At 69.5% G+C, this 19618-nt stretch carries 13 protein-coding genes; 7 read left to right on the top strand and 6 right to left on the bottom strand.

What is annotated here, in order from left to right; translation table 11 throughout:
- Positions 1 to 10 precede the first annotated feature (10 nt).
- From dpgB to SD37_RS33590, 4 genes are all read left to right on the top strand, one after another.
- Positions 11 to 664, top strand: coding sequence for an enoyl-CoA-hydratase DpgB (gene dpgB, locus SD37_RS33605; RefSeq protein ID WP_236725177.1), 654 nt, complete (start codon positions 11 to 13; stop codon positions 662 to 664).
- The gene (gene dpgC, locus SD37_RS33600; RefSeq protein ID WP_052674913.1) at positions 661 to 1965 is read left to right on the top strand and encodes a (3,5-dihydroxyphenyl)acetyl-CoA 1,2-dioxygenase DpgC; all 1305 of its coding nucleotides are present in this window, start codon (positions 661 to 663) and stop codon (positions 1963 to 1965) included. The genes dpgB and dpgC overlap by 4 nt, the downstream gene beginning before the upstream one ends.
- The gene (dpgD, locus tag SD37_RS33595) at positions 1962 to 2759 is read left to right on the top strand and encodes an enoyl-CoA-hydratase DpgD (RefSeq protein WP_044851267.1); all 798 of its coding nucleotides are present in this window, start codon (positions 1962 to 1964) and stop codon (positions 2757 to 2759) included. The genes dpgC and dpgD overlap by 4 nt, the downstream gene beginning before the upstream one ends.
- A gap of 165 nt (positions 2760 to 2924) precedes the next feature.
- Positions 2925 to 4016, top strand: a complete 1092-nt coding sequence (locus tag SD37_RS33590) for a 3-deoxy-7-phosphoheptulonate synthase (RefSeq protein ID WP_145926798.1) — start codon at positions 2925 to 2927, stop codon at positions 4014 to 4016.
- A gap of 6 nt (positions 4017 to 4022) precedes the next feature.
- Here SD37_RS33590 and SD37_RS33585 read toward each other — a convergent pair whose 3' ends face one another.
- Complete coding sequence (locus SD37_RS33585) at positions 4023 to 4937, bottom strand: oxidoreductase (RefSeq protein ID WP_044851265.1); 915 nt, start codon at positions 4935 to 4937, stop codon at positions 4023 to 4025.
- Between the two features lie 94 nt (positions 4938 to 5031).
- Between SD37_RS33585 and SD37_RS33580 the strand changes: the two genes are divergently transcribed.
- Positions 5032 to 5709: a helix-turn-helix domain-containing protein gene (locus SD37_RS33580; protein ID WP_044851264.1), complete on the top strand. Its 678-nt coding sequence runs from the start codon at positions 5032 to 5034 to the stop codon at positions 5707 to 5709.
- A 62-nt stretch (positions 5710 to 5771) separates the two neighbouring features.
- Here SD37_RS33580 and SD37_RS33575 read toward each other — a convergent pair whose 3' ends face one another.
- On the bottom strand, positions 5772 to 7232 hold the full coding sequence (locus SD37_RS33575) for a trypsin-like serine protease (protein ID WP_174567874.1): 1461 nt from the start codon (positions 7230 to 7232) through the stop codon (positions 5772 to 5774).
- Positions 7233 to 7751: 519 nt separating this feature from the next.
- Between SD37_RS33575 and rph the strand changes: the two genes are divergently transcribed.
- The gene (gene rph, locus SD37_RS33570; protein ID WP_044851263.1) at positions 7752 to 10340 is read left to right on the top strand and encodes a rifamycin-inactivating phosphotransferase; all 2589 of its coding nucleotides are present in this window, start codon (positions 7752 to 7754) and stop codon (positions 10338 to 10340) included.
- Between the two features lie 155 nt (positions 10341 to 10495).
- Here the strand turns inward: rph and SD37_RS33565 are convergent, their stop codons facing one another.
- The 4 genes from SD37_RS33565 to SD37_RS33550 form a co-directional block, all read right to left on the bottom strand.
- Entirely contained in the window at positions 10496 to 15058 is a 4563-nt protein-coding gene (locus SD37_RS33565; protein ID WP_052674912.1) for a DUF6531 domain-containing protein, read from the bottom strand.
- Positions 15059 to 15211: 153 nt separating this feature from the next.
- Entirely contained in the window at positions 15212 to 16423 is a 1212-nt protein-coding gene (locus SD37_RS33560; RefSeq protein WP_044851262.1) for an amidohydrolase family protein, read from the bottom strand.
- A 396-nt stretch (positions 16424 to 16819) separates the two neighbouring features.
- Positions 16820 to 17614: a hypothetical protein gene (locus SD37_RS33555; protein ID WP_145927002.1), complete on the bottom strand. Its 795-nt coding sequence runs from the start codon at positions 17612 to 17614 to the stop codon at positions 16820 to 16822.
- Between the two features lie 216 nt (positions 17615 to 17830).
- The gene (locus SD37_RS33550; RefSeq protein ID WP_037311140.1) at positions 17831 to 18571 is read right to left on the bottom strand and encodes a lipase family protein; all 741 of its coding nucleotides are present in this window, start codon (positions 18569 to 18571) and stop codon (positions 17831 to 17833) included.
- Between the two features lie 172 nt (positions 18572 to 18743).
- Here SD37_RS33550 and SD37_RS33545 point away from each other — a divergent pair, with 172 nt between their 5' ends.
- Positions 18744 to 19511 carry a class I SAM-dependent methyltransferase gene (locus SD37_RS33545; protein WP_044851261.1) on the top strand — a complete coding sequence of 256 codons (768 nt, stop codon included), beginning with the start codon at positions 18744 to 18746 and terminating at the stop codon, positions 19509 to 19511.
- The last annotated feature ends 107 nt before the right edge of the window (positions 19512 to 19618 follow it).

Here is a 19618-nt window from a genome sequence, read left to right as displayed (position 1 = left end):
GCAAGGCGAAATGAACGGCGAACTTGTCCTGCGTCTCGACGGCGCCCGTCCGCTTTCCCCCGCGTCGGTCGAGGAGCTGAGCGCACTTTGTGACCGCGCCGAGGACGACCGGGAAGCGGGCCCGGTCACCGTCCACGTCACGGGGGTGCCGTCGGAGGGATGGACCACCGGGCTGACGGTCGGGCTGGTCTCCAAATGGGAACGGGTGGTGCGGCGGTTCGAGCGGCTCGGCAGGCTCACGGTCGCCGTCGCGTCGGGCGAGTGCGCCGGAACGGCCCTGGACCTCCTCCTCGCCGCCGACCTCCGGATCGTCACCCCGGGGACCCGGTTGCGGCTCGCCGCCGTCGGCGGTTCGACCTGGCCGGGGATGTCCGTGTACCGGCTCACCCAGCAGGCCGGTGCGGCGGGGATCCGGCGGGCCGTGCTGCTCGGAACCCCGATCGAGGTCGACCGCGCGCTCGCCCTCAACCTGGTGGACGAGGTGTCCGAAGACCCGGCGAAGACGCTGGCCGGACTGGCCGAGGCGGCCGCCGCCCTCGACGGCGCGGAGACCGCGATCCGCCGTCAGCTGATCTTCGAAGACGGCTCGACCACCTTCGAGGACGCGCTCGGCGCGCATCTGGCCGCCGCGGACCGGGCGTTGCGACGGGAAGCCACCTCGTGACCACGGATTCCCCGACGCTGTCGCTTTCGCCGGGGCTCGACCATCGGGCCCTGGCGAAAGCGGCCCAGCGTGTCGACGAACTGCTCGACGGCCTTCCCTTGCCCTCGGCCAGGACGCCCGCCCAGCGCGAGGCCGCGTCCTCGGCGCTGGACGAGATCAGGGCGGCGCGGACGGAGTACGTGGAAGCGCACGCCGAGGAGATCTACGACCGGCTCACCGACGGCCGCACCCGCTCTCTGCGCCTCGACGAACTCGTCCGGGCCGCCGCGTCGGCCTATCCCGGCCTGGTGCCCACGGAAGCGCAGATGGCGGCCGAGCGCTCCCGGCGGCAGGCGGAGAAGGAGGGGCGCGAGATCGATCAGGGCATTTTCCTGCGCGGGATCCTGAACGCGCCGAAGGCCGGGCCGCATCTGCTCGACGCCATGCTCAGGCCCACCGCCAGGGCGCTGGAGCTGCTGCCGGAGTTCGTCGAGACCGGTGTGGTGCGGATGGAAGCCGCCTCCCTGGAGCGCCGCGACGGCGTCGCGTACCTGACCCTGTGCCGCGACGACTGCCTGAACGCCGAGGACGCCCAGCAGGTCGACGACATGGAGACCGCGGTCGATCTGGCGCTGCTCGACCCGGCCGTCCGGGTGGGGATGCTGCGGGGCGGCGTGATGAGCCATCCCCGGTACGCGGGGCGCCGGGTGTTCTGCGCGGGGATCAACCTCAAGAAGCTGAGTTCGGGCGACATCCCGCTCGTCGATTTCCTCCTGCGACGGGAATTGGGCTATATCCACAAGATCGTGCGCGGGGTGGCCACGGACGGTTCGTGGCGCTCGCGCGTGATCGACAAGCCCTGGCTGGCGGCCGTCGATTCCTTCGCCATCGGGGGCGGGGCCCAGCTCCTGCTCGTCTTCGACCACGTGGTGGCGGCGTCCGACGCCTATTTCTCCCTGCCCGCGGCGACCGAGGGGATCATCCCCGGGGCCGCGAACTACCGGCTTTCCCGGTTCACCGGGCCGCGGCTCGCCCGGCAGGTGATCCTCGGCGGCCGCCGGATCAGGGCGGACGAGCCGGACGCCCGGTCGCTCGTCGACCAGGTCGTCCCGCCGGAGGAGATGGACGCGGCGATCGAGAGCGCGCTCGCCGCCCTCGACGGCGACGCGGTGCGCGCCAACCGGCGCATGGTGAACCTCGCCGAGGAACCGCCGGACGGATTCCGCCGGTACATGGCCGAGTTCGCCCTGCAACAGGCTTTGCGCATCTACGGCGCCGACGTGATCGGCAAGGTCGGCGGCTTCGCGGCGGGGTCGCGATGAGTGAAACCCGGGTGCGGTACGAGAAGAAGGACCACGTCGCCTACGTGACGATGGACCGGCCCGCCGTGCTGAACGCGATGGACCGGCGGATGCACGAGGAACTCGCCGGGATCTGGGACGACGTCGAGGCCGATGACGACGTCAGGGCGGTGGTGCTCACCGGCGCCGGGGACCGCGCGTTCTCCGTCGGACAGGACCTCAAGGAACGCGCCCGGCTGAACGAATCGGGCGTCGCGCCGACGACGTTCGGCAGCGGGGGACAGGCGGGGCATCCCCGGCTGACGGACCGGTTCACGCTGTCCAAACCGGTGGTCGCCCGGGTGCGCGGGTACGCGCTGGGCGGCGGTTTCGAGCTGGTGCTCGCCTGCGACATCGTCATCGCCGCCGAGGACGCGGTCTTCGCGCTGCCGGAGGTCCGGCTCGGCCTGATCGCCGGGGCGGGCGGCGTGTTCCGGCTGCCCCGGCAGCTGCCGCAGAAGGTGGCGATGGGCTATCTGCTGACGGGGCGCCGGATGGACGCGGCCACGGCGCTGCGCCACGGGCTGGTCAACGAGGTCGTCCCGGCGGCCGAGCTGGACCAGTGCGTCGCGGGCTGGACCGACAGCCTGGTGCGGGCCGCCCCGCTTTCGGTCCGCGCGATCAAGGAGGCCGCGCTGCGGTCGGTGGACCTCCCGCTCGAAGAGGCGTTCACGACGTCCTATCACTGGGAAGAGCGCCGACGGCGGAGCGCGGACGCGATCGAGGGCGTCCGTGCCTTCACCGAAAAACGCGATCCGATATGGACGGGACATTAGTGACTGCCCGAAGCAGGGCGACACTGGACACGGCCTTTTCCGATATTTTGAATGCTGGATGACCGGTAATGCCGGAATCGAAGTCCGTTGTGGCTTTTCCACGTTCCTTCTTCGTCGTTCACCCGAGACCGCCGGCCGGGCCGGCAGAAACCTTGGATATCTGTGATGACAACCATTGCCGCGGTCGATCTCGACAACCAGCGCATCGACCGGATGGTCCCCTTGGTCACCCCCGCCCTCCTGCACCATGAACTCCCGCTCAGCGCCACCGCGGCCGACACGGTGCGGGAAGGCCGCGAAACCGTCGTCCGTGTCCTCAACGGTGAGGACGACCGGCTGATCGTGATCGCCGGGCCCTGTTCCATCCACGACCCCGCCGCGGCACTCGAGTACGCCGACCGCCTCGCCGCCATCGGCGCCCGGTTCGTCGACGACCTCGTGATCGTCATGCGCGTGTACTTCGAAAAGCCGCGGACGGTCGGCGGCTGGAAGGGGCTCATCAACGATCCCCATCTCGACGGCAGCGGCGACGTCAACCACGGGTTGCGCATCGCCAGGGACCTCCTTCTCGAACTCGCGGAAGGCGGCCTGCCCACGGCGAGCGAATGGCTCGACACCACCATTCCGGCCTACCTCGCCGACACCGTCTCCTGGGGCGCGATCGGCGCCCGCACCGTGGAAAGCCAGAACCACCGCATGCTCGCCAGCGGTCTGTCGATGCCCGTCGGCTTCAAGAACCGCCGCGACGGCGATGTCACCGTCGCGGTCGACGCGATCCGCGCCGCCGAGGCACGCCACGTCGTCCCCGGCGTCGACCCCAGCGGCCTGCCCGCGATCCTGCACACCGTCGGCAACCCCGATTGCCATCTCGTGCTGCGCGGCGGGAACAGCGCGCCCAACCACAACCCCGCCTCGGTCCGGGCGGCGCTCACCACGCTCCAGAACGCCGGGCTGCCCCGCCGGGTCGTGATCGACGCCAGCCACGACAACAGCCGGAAGGACCACCTCCAGCAGCCCGTCGTCGCCGAGCAGATCGCCCAGCAGATCAGGACCGGCCAGCGCGGGATCGCCGGTGTCATGCTGGAATCCAACCTCAAGGCGGGCCGCCAGGACCTGCACCCCGATCAGCCGCTCACCTACGGCCAGTCGATCACGGACGCGTGCATCGACATCGCCGCCACCCAGAACGTGCTCCAGACCCTCGCCACGGCGACCGCCGCCCGCCGCCGGAGCGGCAAGCGGGCGGACGACCGGTAGCGGGCCTCAGGTCCCGACGGCGTCGAGCAGCGCCAGCTCGTCCTCGCCGAGCCGGAGCGCGCCCGCCGCGACGTTCTCCTCCAGGTGGGCGGGGTCTCCGGTGCCGGGGATGGCGAGCACGTGGTCGCCGCGGTGCAGCGTCCAGGCGAGCCGGATCTGGGCCGGGGTCGCGCCGTGCGCGGCGGCCACCTCGGCGACCGCGGCCTCGCCGGGAACGGTGTCGCCCGCTCGCGGAGTGGCGCCGGGAACCTCGGTCGTGACGGCGAAGAAGGGCACGAACGCGATGCCGTGCTCGGCGCACAGTGCGAGCAGCGCGTCGTCCTCCCGGTCGGTCAGGCCGTACCGGTTCTGCACACAGACCACCGGCGCGATCGCCATGGCCTCGGTCAGCTGGTCGGCCACGATGTTGGAGACGCCGAGGTGCCGGATCAGCCCGGCCTCGCGCAGGTCCGCGAGCACGCCGAAGTGTTCGGCCAGCGAACCGGTTTCCTTGCCCATCGCGGCGCCCCAGCGCAGGTTGACGACGTCGAGGTGATCGAGCCCGAGCTGGCGGATGTTCTCCTCGACCTGACCGCGGAGCCGGTCGGGCCGCGCGAACGCGAACTCGCCGTCGCGGTCACGGCCGGGGCCGACCTTCGTGGTGATCACCAGGTTTTCGGGGTAGGGCTGGAGCGCGGTGCTGATCAGCTCGTTCGCCGAACGCGTGGGGGTGAAATAGAACGACGCGGTGTCGATGTGGTCGACGCCGAGTTCGATCGCGCGGCGCAGGACCGCGATCGCGCCGTCGCGGCTCTTGGGTTTCTCGTCCCAGGGCATCCCGGTCAACCGCATCGCGCCGAGGCCGACGCGGTTGACGGTGAGGTCGCCGAGCCGCCAGGTGCCGGCGTCGGCGGACGGTGCGGTGTCGTGAAGGTTCGTCATGCCGACCAGAGTCGTGACGGGGAAGCCGGAAGTCAGGAAATGGCAACAAGCTGCCACCTGGTCGCGGACGACGACACTGGGGCAGTATCGGGGTATGCGGACGAATGACGGCCTCACTCGGGCGGGCGACGCGGTCACGGTCGTACAAGGCGAGGAAGAGCTGTTCCGGCGGGTGGGGCATCTGTTCGCCACTGTGACGGACCTCGCGTGCGCCGCCAACGACCTCGCGACCTGGGTGGCCGACCGCCGGTCGGACGAGGTCCCCGCGGCGGCGGAACGCCGTGCGGGTGACCTGCGGATCCGCAAGATCTACCGGTCCGGCGTGCTGCTCGACTCGGTGTCCGCGCAGGAACTAGCCCGGCGGCGCGACCGGTTCGGCGCGCAGATCCGCATCACCACCGAGGACCTCAACGAGACGATCATCATGGACGGCAGGCTGGTGATCCTGGCCGGTGACCTCGTCGCGGGGCAGCGCGGCTACAGCGTCATCACCCAGCCGGAAACCGTTCAGGGCGTGATTTCGCTGTACGAGACGGCCTGGCGATCGGCCACCGATCTCGCCGTCTTCGACGCGCGCGTCTCCGAAATCCGGCAGCTCGCGCCCGCGGTGCTGGACCTGCTCGGCAGCGGGGTCAAGGACGAAGCCGCCGCGCGGTCCCTCGGCCTCGGCGTGCGCACCTACCGGCGCCGGGTCGCCGAGCTGATGGCCGCGCTGGGCGCCGAATCGCGGTTCCAGGCGGGCGTCCGGGCACGGGAACTGGGCCTGGTCTAGGCCGCAAGCCGGGTCGTGAGTGGTAATGACGGTTAGAACCGTCATTACCACTCACGAGTCCGTCAGCCGTTCGGAGCCGTGATGACCGCGAACTTCGAGCCCTGGCTGGCGATCCGCTCGCTGAGATCGGTGATGATCGTCTCGATCGGCGCGTAGTTGTTCAGTTCCCCGGCCTGGCACGGGCCCGACCGGGACTGCTGGTTGCCGATCAGGATGCCCAGCGCCGTGTGATCGGCCTGGCTGAACAGCGGTCCGCCGCTGTCGCCGGGACGGGCGCACAGATCGGTGTTGATGCCGACGTCCGTGGACAGGACGCGGCCGCAGCGGGTGCCGACGAGGTAGCCCGCGCCCGCGCCGCTGTCGACGGAATCGGGGTAGTTCACCGCGCTCGACGCCGTCCCGCCGGCGCAGACGACCCAGCCCGCCTTGATCTCGGCGAGCTTGTGGGTGCCGGTGATGTACTCGTCCACCGAGGTGGCTTGCTGGCCGCACGGGGTGTCACTGTTGCTGTCCATGCCACCGTTGCGGCAGTACTTCAGCACCCGGTTGCGCCCCGTCTGGCCTTCGAGCCATTTCGTGGCCGCCGCGTCGTTCACGTACGGCAGCGCCGCGTAGTCGTACGGGTAGGAACTCTTCTCGATACCGTGCTGCTGCACGACATCGTTGCCGTTGTGCTGGGTCGGCGTGTTGTTGGTCTTGGTCCGCATGCAGTGACCGGCGGTCAGAACCCAGCCCTTGCCGGGGAAACCGCCCCCCGTGGACCGCAGGTTGAAGGCGCTCGTGCAGCCACCCCAGGTGCCGTCGTCCCGCTTCATGTCCAGCCGGAGGCCACCCCGCATGGGGCCGTATTTGCTGCAGTAGAGCGGATGGCAGAAACCGAGGTCCACATTCGGCGTGGACAGCGCGTTCGGATTCGCCAGGACACGGGAGACGACCATGCCGGATTCCGCCGCCGTCGCCCGGCGAGCGGTGTCGGTTTCGGAAGCCACGCGCGTGGACACTCTTTCCCGCGCCACCCAAGCGCGTTCCCACAGCACGACGCGGTTCTCGGCTTCACTCACCGCCGGCAGATAAACCGCTTCCGGCCCCGCACCGACCTTCGCCGCGACGCGTTCCTTCGCCGCCGTCAGCTGCCGCAACGAATGCTGGACCCGTTGCGTACGGACGCCGGACCGATCGGGCATCGCCTTCAGATACGGCTCGGCCGCCGCCGGCTCGGTCATGGCCACCACGAGCTCGCCCTTGCCCTGGTCGAGCCACATACCCCCGTACTCCGCGCCGCGATCACGGCTCAGCAGCTCGTCCAGTTTGATACCGTCCGTCTGCAATTCGAGGCGGCGTAACGCTTCCTGCTCGTCCACCTGGTAGGTCCGGACGAGGTATTGCACAGATTCCCGCACCGCGGCGGGGTCGAGCGAGGTATGGAACGACGGCACGGTCTCGGCCGACGCGGGTCCGCCCAACGCGGTCGTCGCCGCCAGTACCGAAACGGCCAGTGCCCCCAGCCTTCTAGCTCTCCGCACGAGATCTCCTCACCTGTCGGGGACTTCGTGACCATTCAACCGGAGGACACCCGGCGGAAGGGTGGTTTTTCCCGGGACATTTAAGCGGAAGGCAGATGTGGCGCGATCGGCTCAATGCCGTGAAGGTCCCCTTACCTACCCTCAAGGTAGTGAAGGAGGCCTTCACTACCTTGACTGCCTCATGAGGCAGGGGTGGACCAGTGTTGTCCACAAAGGACAAGTAAAGCCGAGTCGGCGTCCGATTGATCGCCGGTGCGGTCGGCTGGGGAACCGCCACCCCGTATGGGTCAGGCGTGGTGACGAAGATCACGATCGCCGCTGCGGTGGCGAGGTTTCCCGAGGCGAACCAGGCGCGGGCGGGAAGCCGGTCGATGAGGACACCGCCGAGGAGGGCCGAATTCCCCCGCCCCTTTCAGGTTATACCAGATTCGCGCACCTCATGAAGCGCCGGAATTTGTTCCATACTGCCCGTCGCGCGACCGACCGACGAACGATGGAGCTGGCGAATTGGGTTATGTGATGGGTTTCGGGCAGATCGACCGGACGAACCTCGCGGAGGTCGGCGGAAAGGGAGCGCATCTCGGTGAACTCTCGCGGATCGACGGTGTCCGCGTCCCGGACGGATTCTGCGTGACGACGGACGCGTACCGGAAGATCCTGGCCGGGACCCCGGCGATCGGTGATCGACTCGACCGGCTCTCCCGCGTGTCGCCGGACGACCGCGCGGCCATCGCCACGGTGAGCGCGGAGATCCGCGACGCAGTCGAAGGCGTCACGATGCCGGACGACCTGGTGGCCGAGATCGGCGAAGCGGTCGCCCGGCTGGGGGAGGGGGCCGCCTGCGCGGTGCGGTCGAGCGCGACGGCCGAGGACCTGCCGACGGCGTCGTTCGCCGGCCAGCAGGACTCGTATCTGAACATCGTGGGCACCGAGGACGTCCTCCGGCACATCCGGCGGTGCTGGGCCTCGCTGTTCACCGAACGGGCGGTGACCTACCGGCTGCACAACGGCTTCGACCACCGGAGCGTGTTCATGGCCGTGGTCGTGCAGCGGATGGTGTTCCCCGAGGCGGCGGGCATCCTGTTCACCGCGGACCCGGTGACGTCGAACCGGAAGGTCGCCACCGTGGAGGCGGGCTGGGGGCTCGGCGAGGCGCTGGTCTCCGGTCTGGTGAACGGGGACGTCTACACGGTGCACGACGGCGAGGTCGTCTCGACGTCGATCGCCACGAAGCAGCGGGCCGTCCAGGCGTCGCCGGACGGCGGCACCCAGGACACACCGGTCGCACCGGAGCGGCAGACGCGGCCGGCGTTGACGGACGCGCAGGTCGTGCGGCTGGTGGCGCTGGGACGACGGATCGAAGCGCACTTCGGGCGACCTCAGGACATCGAATGGTGCCTGACGGGCGAAGACATCGACGTCGTCCAGAGCCGCCCGATCACCACGCTGTTCCCGCTCCCGCAGGTCGATGACCAGGAGAACCACGTCTACATCTCCGTGGGGCACCAGCAGATGATGACCGACGCGATGAAGCCGTTGGGGCTGTCGCTCTGGCAGCTGACGACCCCGCGGCCGATGGCCGAGGCCGGTGGCCGGCTGTTCGTCGACGTGGCCCCCATTCTGGCGACGTCCGCCGGTCGCGCGAGCATCATGGGGACGCTGGGCAAGTCCGACCCGCTGATCCAGGACGCGCTGCGGACGGTGCTCGACCGCGGCGACTTCATCCGTTCTGTCCCGGACGAGGGCGGTCCTGCCGGACCCGGCGGCGCCGCGCCCACCCCGATCGAGACGGATCCGGCGATCGTCACCGACCTGATCGCGCGGAACCAGGAATCGGTGGCCACGCTGCGCCGGGAGATCCAAGGCCTGTCCGGCCCGGCGCTGCTCGACTTCATCTTCGACGACCTCACCGAACTGCGGCGGCTTCTGTTCGAGCCGCGGAGCCACCAGGCGATCATGGCCGGGATGGACACGTCGGAGTGGCTCAACGACAACCTCGGGGAGTGGCTGGGGGAGAAGAACGCGGCCGACGTGCTCACGCAGTCCGTGCCGCACAACGTCACTTCGGAGATGGGGCTGGCGCTGCTCGACGTCGCGGACAGGATCCGGCCGCACGGGGAGGTCGTGGAGTTCCTGCGGAAGGTGGCCGACGACGGCCGGGACGATTTCCTGGACGACCTGCCGAGCCTGGCAGGCGGGCAGGAGGCCAGGGACGCCATCCAGGAGTACCTCGACGAGTACGGCATGCGCTGCGCGGGCGAGATCGACATCACCAGGACGCGCTGGAGCGAACGCCCGGCCACGCTCGTGCCGCTCGTCCTCGGCAACATCAAGAACTTCGAACCCGGCGCGGGCAAGCGACGTTTCGAACAGGGACTCCAAGAGGCACAACGGAAAGAACAAGAACTGCTGACGCGGTTGCGGGCACTGCCCGGCGGGGAGGAGAAGGCTGCGGAGACGAAGCGGATGATCGACCGCGTCCGCACCTTCGCCGGTTACCGGGAGTATCCCAAGTACGGCATGGTGAGCCGCTACTTCGTCTACAAGCAGGCGCTGCTGCGGGAAGCCGAACGCCTTGTCGGGAAGGGTGTCCTTCGGGAGCGGGAGGACCTCTACTACCTGCGGCTGCAGGAATTCCACGACGTCGTGCGCGCAGGAGAGGTGGACCACGAACTCATCCGGAAGCGGCGGGAAGCGTTCCGGTCCTACGAGGCGCTCACCCCTCCCCGGGTCCTCACCTCCGACGGCGAAGCCCTCACCGGCGACTACCGGCGTGACGACGCCCCGCCCGGCGCGCTGGCCGGTCTGGCGGTCTCGGCGGGCACCGTCGAAGGCCGGGCCCGGGTCGTCGTGGACATGGCGCAGGCCGACCTCGAAGCGGGCGACATCCTGGTCACCGCCTACACCGATCCCAGCTGGACTCCCCTGTTCGTCGCCGTTTCCGGCCTGGTGACCGAGGTCGGCGGCCTGATGACGCACGGGGCGGTGATCGCGCGGGAGTACGGCCTTCCCGCCGTCGTGGGCCTGGAAGGGGCCACCCGGCTGATCCGGGACGGGCAGCGGATCCGCGTCAACGGCACCGACGGATACGTCCAGATCCTCGACTGACGGCCCCCGGCACAGCCGCTGCGCCTGTGGCGATCATCAAGTCCGTGAAGGCCTCCTTGAGGGACCCAGAGTCCCTCAAGGAGGCCTTCACGGACCGGGCTGGGGAGTGGGCACCTGAGACACGGTTCCAACGTAAGTACCGCTCACGACCCGCCTCACTTCGTGTGCCGGTACGGCCGGGTGTGGCCGGTTTCGGCGTTGTGCTTGGTGATGTGGTCGATCCCGCTCGCCTCGAGCCGCGGGTACTCGGTCACCTTGAACACGTTGTCGTCGCGGCGGTGCGGGTAGATGTCGTGTCCCTTGCCCGGCCAGCTGGGGAACACCACATGGGTGTCCTTGTTGGAGTTCTTGGCGAAGGTTTCGGAGACGTAGTCCCATTTCTCCTGGACGAGCGGCTTCCTCGGGTCCTTCGGATCGTTGATCCACCCGGGCATCGTGATGTTGTTGTCCTTGAGGGTTCCCTCAAGGGTGTTGCCACCGTTCTGCTTCGCGATCTTGGTGGCCTTCTCCTCGACCGAGCCGAGGTACTCGTCCTCTTCCCCGCGCTTGCGCTTCTTGTGGCCGCCGGACCAGAAGAAGTGCTTGTCCGCCTTCAGTATCTCGTCGAGCTTCGGCTTGAACTTCTCGAATTCCTCTTTGGACATCTTGTCGACGCGGACAGGCGGTTTCCGCGGGCTCCTCCGCAACGGCGGATTCTGCCCGCCGGAACCGACCGGCTGTGGCCGCGACTGGCTGCCCGGCCCGTTCTTGCCGCAGGAGCCGACAAGGCCGAGCGGGTCGCCGGCGAGCAGCGGCTGGCCGACATAGCCGACGGGGTTGGGCGCGGCCGCGAGCCCGAGCGGATCCTGGCTGAGGTAGCGCGCGGTCCGCGGGTCGTAATACCGGAAGACGTTGTAGTGCAGCCCGGTTTCCTCGTCGCGGTACTGGCCGGGGAACGCCAGCGGCATCGCCGCGGGATCGGCGCCGGGCACCGGCGCGCCCCAGAAACTGCTGCGATCCCGCCAGACCGGGGTGCCCCGCTCGTCGAGCAGTTCGGTCGGTGTCCCCGCGGGCGACGTGATCACCGCCCGGAACCGCGCCTGGCCGACGGCGCCGGTGTGCTCGACCTGCACGACCGGGCGATCGTCGTCATACCGTTCCCAGGTGAGGAACCGATAGGACCCGTCGGCGGGACGGTGTTCCACCCGCTCGACGAGGGTCATCTCGCTCCACAGGAACCGGACGTCCACGGTGAGCTCGGGTTCGCCGTCCGGCCCGGTCGTCCAGCGGCGCTTGGCGAACCGCCGCCCCAGCGGGTCGTAGTGGTAGGTCCAGAGCGCGCCGTCGGACGTCTGGGAGGAGCGCAGCCGGTCGAGGTGGTCCCAGGTGAGGACGCAGGACCCGTCGGCGTGCTGCCAACCGGTGACCCTGCCCTGTTCGTCGGCGCCGTAGCGGGTCTCGCCGGCGGAGACGAGCAGGTTGCGGTCGTAGATCCGCGGTCCCGGCAGCGACGGCGTCACCGCCGAGGTGATGTTGCCCGCCGCGTCGTGGGTGAACCGCTCCACACCGGCGGGGCCGCGCGCCTCGCTGACCCTTCCGGCGCTGTCGAAGGAGAACCGCCACGGCCGGATCGCGTCGCCGACCGCGGCGAGCCTGCCGTCCGGGCGGTAGCCGTAGGTGCGGGTCCCGACGCCCGCCACGTCTTCCTCGGCGAGCCGGTCCTCCGCGTCGAATCGACGCCGGAGCACCACGGACCCGTCGACATCGCGCCTGATCTCGCGTCCGGCGTCGTCGTAAGTGAAGGCGACCTCGTGCCCGGCGATCCGTAGAGACCGCGGCAGCCCCGAAGCGTGGAAGCGCCACTCACTGTCCACTCCGGACGATGTCCGGCGGACGAGCGTCTCGCCGTCGTAGCGCCAGCACACGCCGAGCCCGTTGATCGTGTCGGCGACGACGGAGTCCGTGCCGTCACGGAGGATTTCGACCCGCGACTCGGCGTTCTCGGCAACGGTCAGCCTGCCGAGCGCGTCGTATTCGTACCGCGTCACGTCGTCCGGGGTACGCCGTGCCACGACGTTGCCCAGGAGGTCGTAGTCGTACTCGGTCACCTGGCCAAGGCCGGTGGTCATGCGGCGCAGCTGCCCCGCCGCGTCGTAGGCGTAACCGATCCGGCGGCCGTCGTAGTCGACCTCCTCCACGAGCCTGCCCGCGGCGTCACGGACATACCGCCAGACGAGGCCGTTCGGATTGGTCACCGAGCTGAGCCGCAACTCCCCGTCGTAGCCGTAGAGCGTGCGCCCGCCCGCGGCGTCGGTCTCCTCCAGCACGAGGCCGAACGGGCCGTACTTCCGGCGCCGCGCGGCACCCGTCGCGTCGCGGTACTCGACGACCTGGCCTTCCGCGTCGTGCACCCACGTCTCGCGCTCGCCGTGCGGCCCGAGCCGCCAGGCACGACGGCCGTCGATGGTCCAGCCGAGTTTCACCGTGCCGCCGGAGGCCGTGTGCACCACACGAGGGCGGCCGTACGGATCGCGATCGCCGGGGCGGACCGAGCGGTCCGTCACGGGCGCGTCGCCGAGCGGATCGGGCGCGTCGGGGATGGCAACCGGCAGCCCGGCGCCGACGAGGGTGGTGGCCGGGTCGAACGCCGGGACCACCCGTTCGGTCTCCCCGTCGCCCGCCCGCAGCCGGACCTCGCCGCCGTCGGCGGGCGCCAGCCGCACCGTGGATCCCCCAGGGCGGTTGACGGCCACCAGTTCGCCGTCCTCGTCGTACTCGTAGCCGGTTTCCCGGCCGAGTTCGTCCACTTGGGACAGCAGTTCGCCGCGGTGGTTCCACTGGTAGCGCCGGGAATTGCCCAGTGGGTCGATGCGCTCGATCAGCTGGTCGGCGTCGTTGAGGCGGTAGGTCCACGTGTGGCCGACGGCGTCGGTGTGCCGGGTCACGCCGGGCTCGTAGGCGAACGTGGCGTTGTAGTACCCGTTCGCCCCCACGGCACGGACGCAGCGGCCGGCGTCGTCGTAGACGTACCGGTACCAGGTGCCCGTGCGATCCCGCCAGCCGACGAGCCGGTGGCCGAAGTCGTAGTCGAGGGTCATCGGACGGCCTGCGAAGTCCAGGACGGCGCTCAGCTGGCCGTGCCGGTTGTACGAGAACCGCGCCAGCGGTACCTGTTCCGGCGCGCCGAAGGCGACTATCCGCCCGTTCGCGGTGCTGATCACGAGTTCGACACCGTCGTCACGGCGGAGCTTCACGGGCGTGCCGTCGGCGGCGTAGTCGAATTCGGTGCGGGCGCCGTCCTGCTCGATGGCCGTGAGCGGCAGGATGCCGGCGGTACCGGCGAAGTGCAGCTCACGATCGCCGGTCGAGAGCCGGTAGCCGTCCGGCGTGCGGTGCAGCCGGTGGCGTGGGCCTTGCCGCGGCAGCACAGGTTCTCCCGCGGGGAAGGGAAAGTCCAGCACCATGCCGTCTTCGGAGTGTAATCGGATCCGGTCGCCGCCGATTTCCAATCGCTGGTCCACTGTGGACGTCCATGATGGACCAAACCACCGGCCAGCGGTGTAGGACGACAGATGCGTGCGGGACAGCTCCAGGTCCGCCGCGTCGCCGGGCAACGTCACGTCGACCTGGGTCATGACGACCTCGCCGGTCGCGACGTCGACGGGGTCGCCGCAGTAGTTCTTGGAATCCGACGGGATCGAGCGGTCGGCGTCGCCGTCCTTCTTGGTGGAGTCGTCGCGGCTGCCGCCCCGCCCGCCGCTGCCGCCATTGCCACCGTTGCCGCTGCCGCTGGCGTTCGTCTGCTCGTTGTCGTGCTTGGTGTTGCCCTTGTCGCCGGTGTTGCCACCGCCGTCGTTCTTGCCGCCACCGTCGCCCTTGCCGTCGTGGCCGGCGCCGGAGGAGGTGGTGCTCTCGTCGTTCTTGTCCTTGCCGTTGTCGAGCCCGCGGTCCTTGGTCTTGACCGGGGGAGGGGTGTCCACCTTGCCGCCCTGGAGCTTGCGCATGGCCTTGGCGGCGTCGTCGAAAAGCGTGTCGGCCCGCTTCAGCAGCGGCATCAGGCCCTTGAGCGCCTTGACGAGCTTGGTGGTGATGTCGGCGATCTTCGAGGCGGTCTTGGCGACCGCGGTCACGACCTGCGGCACCACCCAGGTCAGCCCGATGCCGAGGGTGAACAGCACTTGCAGCGCCCAGCTGATCAGGTGGCCGACGAGTTCGGCGATGATGTCGCGGACGAGGGTGCGGACGGCCGCGACGACCTCACCCGCGGTCTTGACCCCGCTGGACGCCCCTTCGCAGCCCTTCTGCGCGGCCGTGAGGACGTCGGTCATGTCCTTGGTCCGCTGCCGGTACTGATCGGCGGCGGTCCCGGTCCACGACTGCAGGTCGGCCTCGACCATGCCGGTCAGGTCCGTGCCGATGGCGCCGAGTTCCTTGGCGGCGTTGGCCCAGGTTTCGGCCTGTGCCCTGATCTGGTCCGCGTCGCCGGTCAGGGCGTCGAGCGCGTCGGAGAGCGGGCCGACGTGCTCCAGCAACCAGCCGACACCCGCGGCGAGGATCGAGCCGAACGGGTCCATGGCCATCGACAGCGCGTCGAGGGCCGTGCCGACGGCCCCCATCGCGACCGACGCCCAGTCGCCCTTCTCGATGCCTTCCTTGAGGTCGTTCGCCGACTCGAGCAACGGCACGCCGGAGTAGCCCTTGGTGGAATCCTGGCGTTCAGCGATCAGGGGGTTCGCCATGCGGTGTCGTCTTCTTCCTCGGGATCCTTGACCGACATCCTTACCATCCCCGGGAGCGCTTCCCTTCGACGCGCGGAAGATCATGCCCCTTCACCGGGAAGGATGGAACTGAAGGGCAACGCCCCGAGGATCTCCCCTGGCCGGGCGGGCCGATCAGCGGCTCACCACCGACAGGCCGTCCGCCACGACGACGCCGTCGTGCAGCACCGTGCGATCCTTGCCGCGGTCCATCACCGCGCTCGTCGGCGTTTCGCCGTCCACCAGCAGCAGATCGGCGCGGTCACCCACGCCAACGCCGGGACGGTCGGCGATACCCATGAGCCGCGGGACGTCGTGGCTCATGATCGACGCGCCTCCCGTCGTCGCGACGGCCAGTGCCATTTCGATCAGGTCGTCGCGGCGGAAACCGTGCGTGAAGGCCAGCTGCCAGGTGCGGTCGAGCAGATCGCAGTTGCCGTACGGGCTCCAGTAGTCCCGCTGGCCGTCTTCCCCCAGGCCGACGCGCACACCGGCCGTCGTGAGGTCCGCGAGGGACAGCTGGCCGTCGACGGACGGCGCGACGGTCGCCATCGCGATGTCCAGCTCCGCGAACGTGTCGATCAGGCGGCGGCTCACCGCCTCCGAGACCGAACCCAGCCCGTACGCGTGCGACAGGGTCACCTTGCCGCGCATGTCCAGGGCACGCACCCGCTCGATCACCAGATCCGTCGAGAACACGCCCAGGTGCCCCGGCTCGTGCAGGTGGATGTCCACCTCCACGCCGTATTTCTCCGCGAGCCCGAACACGATGTCGAGATGTCCCTTGGGGTCCCTGTCCAGCGAGCACGGGTCGATCCCGCCGACGACCGCGGCACCCGAGCGCAGCGCGGCCTCCAGCACGTCCGCGGAGCCGGGCTCGCGCAGGATCCCGGCCTGCGGGAACGCGATCACGTCGACGTCCGCGTGCCCGGCGAACCGCTCCTTCGCGGCGAGCACGGCGTCGAGCCGCTCCAGCCGGCAGTCGACGTCCACCTGCGCGTAGCTGCGCACCCGCGTGGTGCCGTTGGCGATCATGCGCTCCAGCGTCCCGGCGACGCGCTCGGGCAGCGGAACCTCGGCGTCGCGCCAGTTCTCGCGGTCGTTGAGCATCATCGCCCATACGCCCGGCGCGCCCGTGTGGGGCCGGAACGGGAGGCCGATGCGGGTGGAGTCCAGATGGACGTGCACGTCGCTGAACGACGGGAACAGCAGCCGCCCGCGCCCCTCGACCGTGTCCGGCGCGGGGGTGACGGCGGGATCGTGCGGCCGCACCGCGGCGATCCGGCCGTCGGCCACCTCGACGTCGCTGCGCTGTCCACCCCACGGGCGGACGTCACGGATCAACACGGGGAGCACCTTTCTCGACGGGGCCAGGTCTCGTGAGTGGTAATGATGGTTCTATTGAGGGGTAAGGCAAAGTTGTCGTGACCGACACCCCCGACTGCGCGTTCTCCCGAAGCCGCGGCACCTCGGTGAAGACTCCGGGAGCCGAGCATGTCTCCAATGTGGCATTGGAGACGCTGAGCGCCCCCAATGCCACATTGGAGACATCAGACCGCGGCGCGAGCCGATAGCGCACGCAACACGCCAAGTTTGCCTTACTCGCCAACAACCAACCCTCACTCGCGCTCCCGCTGAGCCTGGTGGCGATGGTCCGAGCTGGCCGTGAAGGCCTCCTTGAGGGACTCAGGGTCCCTCAAGGAGGCCTTCACGGCCAGCCGCCAACGAACTCACCCCGTCGGGTCAGGGGCGGTAGATCTCCTTGACCATGGTGATCTCGTCGTCGCCGTTCACGCTGATCTTCGCGAGCACCGGGTTACCTTCCCGCAGCTGCTGGATCAGCTGGTCCTGCCCGCACGGCAAGTCGCCGTAGCCCTCGTCGTCGACGGTGACCGATTCGCCAGGGCACAGGGTGGCCGCGCTGAACACTTGGCCGCCCTCCTGCAGCGGAAGCCGGTAGGTCTGGCCGCTCCGCGTGTCATCGATCAGCTGGAAGCGCACCATCCGCACGACGGCGTCGTACCCGCTGAACCGCACCCGCTGCGTGGAGTTCGGGAACTTGCGGGCCTGCTGGTCAGGTGCCTTCCCGGTACCGCCCGAGGGCCTGGTCTCCAGCTGCAGGGAATCGTTGGGCACGCCGCAGACCACCGCACCCTGGCCACCCGCGGAACCCGCTTGCCGGGCACAGGTCCACTTCCCCTGGACGTCCAGCACCCGCTCGCCGGGCCCCTCGGCCTGCGGAAGCTTCTGGTAGTACTCGGTGATCACGGTGAACGCCTCGGTGCAGCCCGGTTTGGTGCCGTCGGTGGCGGCCACCGCGATCAGGTTCATCTTCGGCCGCCCCGGCGCGCCGACCTGGCCGCCTTGCTCACTGCAGTTGACGTCGCCCTCCGCCGCGCCGCCGGTTCCGCCGGTGGCCGCACCCTGGGCGCCACCCACCGGTGCCTGCCCGGCGACCGCCGCGTTCTTCACCGGAGAACCATTCCCGGCGACATTGTTCCCGCTGCACGCGGAAAGGAGTGCGGCAGCGGAGACAATCCCGCCGACAAATCGGGTTGCTCTGGAGTCTCGGCTCGCCGCGGAGTTGCTCGCAGGTTCGATCCGGCCTGCCCACTCGTGCAGAACCTCGGCCGGCCGAGCAACCCCTGGTGGAACCCACAATCTCGACGCTCGTAACCTGCGACGAGCAGCCGGTGCGCCGCCCGGGGATCCCGGGCGACACACCGGCGACGGTGTGGATCGTGCCGCGACGGGTTACGGAATGACGCGGTTGCGCAGGTTGTTCGGGTACGGTCCTTCGCCGTGAATGTTCAGCTCGTTGCCCACCTCGAAACTGTAGTACGGGTGCGAGGTGAAATAGCTGTCCAGATTAGTGCCGCCGAAGCAGATCAGATCCGCCCCGCCACCCGAATTGGGGCCGTTGCACAGGCTCAGCGTCGGATAGCGGAACGAGTCCAGCGGCCGGAAACCGGCGCCGCCGGGCCCGGGCACGGGCAGATGCCCGATCAGCCCGCCGGGGTCACCCGGCCAGTTCGACTCCACAGGCTGCCGCCGCCCGTCGGCGAACAGGACACCCTGGATGTTGCGCCCGGGCGGCTCGGTCTCCAGCACGGTCCCCGCGACGAGCGCGCCGAGGCTGAACCCGACGATGTACACCTTGGTGTCGAGGTCGCAGCCGAAGGTGACGTAGAGGTTGTAAAGCGCGGTCCTGAGGTTCGCGACGCCGGCGTCGACGTCGGCGTACAGATTGATGTCACCCGCGCCGTTCGGGTACGGGATGCGCACCGGATCGGCGCCACCGGGCGCCAGCGCCGGGTCCAGCAGCTTCTGGGCGCCGCCGTCCTGGTACCCCGGCACGACGAACATGACCGGCCCGCACGGCCCGTCCGGCCGGGCCGCGGCCGCCTGCGCCGCCCCCGCACCGGCGATCGCGCCTGCCAGGGTGACGACGGACAGGACGGCCGTCGCGAGTAAGCGTGCTCTGCCTTTTTTCATCGGTTTCTCCCCGCTGTCGAATTACCGGATGAACGGTAATGAGCGCCGATGAAATACCGATGAAACAGAATAATTCGAGCGGCAGTCCGCCCAACGCAAGGTCGAGAACCGATACGGTTGGCGGGCCGGCCTGCCGAAGACGCTGCCGTGCGGGACCGACCCAGGGGGGCAAATGAACGAGACGCTGGACGAGACCGTCGCCGACATCATGGCGAAGGTCAGCACAGCGATCGCCGACGGAGACAGCATGTTCGCCGGCAACAACATCGACCACTACATGAGCGTGTCCAAGGACGCGTTGCGCGCCGTACTCGCCGCGTTGCAGGTCAGCGGGCGGCCGGAGCCCAAGCGGATCCTGGACTTCGGGTGTGGTTACGGCCGGGTGATGCGTTCGCTGCGCGCGGCCTTCCCGTCGGCGGAGCTGATCGCGTGCGACATGGACCCCGCGGCGCTGGCCAGCTGCGCCGAGGCGTTCGGAGCGCGGGCGGTCATCGGTGCTCCGGACGTCGACCACATCGAGCAGGTCACCGATGTGGACCTGCTCTGGTGCGGTTCCGTGCTCACCCATCTCGATGCCCCGAATTGGGGTCCGCTGCTGCGGTACTTCTCTCGCGCGCTCGCTCCCGGCGGTGTCGCGGTGGTCACCACGCACGGCCGCCGGATGGCGATGCGCGCCGAGGCGGGCAAGGACTACGGGCTGGACGCGCGTGCCACCGACCGCATGCTCGCCGCGTACAAGGCCTGCGGGTTCGGTTACAACGACTACGCCGGCAACGACGGGTACGGCATCTCGCTCAGCTCGCCCGGCTGGGCGGTGCAACGCGCACTGGAGGCGCCCGACCTGCGCCTCGCCGGATACGACGAGGCCGCATGGGATCTCCATCAGGACGTGATGGTGCTGGTCAAGGACGCCAACGCGAAGCTGAAGGCGGACCTCTGAGCAAGGGGCCGGAGGTCGCCCGATCTGCCGCTGGGCTGGTGGCAGGATAGTACCCAAAGATGTCTTTTCAGACTCTCGGCCGTGAGCCGGGCTCCGGTCACAGTGGG

This window comes from Amycolatopsis orientalis (genome assembly GCF_000943515.2).
GTDB classification, from domain to species: Bacteria; Actinomycetota; Actinomycetes; order Mycobacteriales; family Pseudonocardiaceae; genus Amycolatopsis; species Amycolatopsis orientalis.
This window is presented reverse-complemented; position numbering and strand designations above follow the sequence as displayed.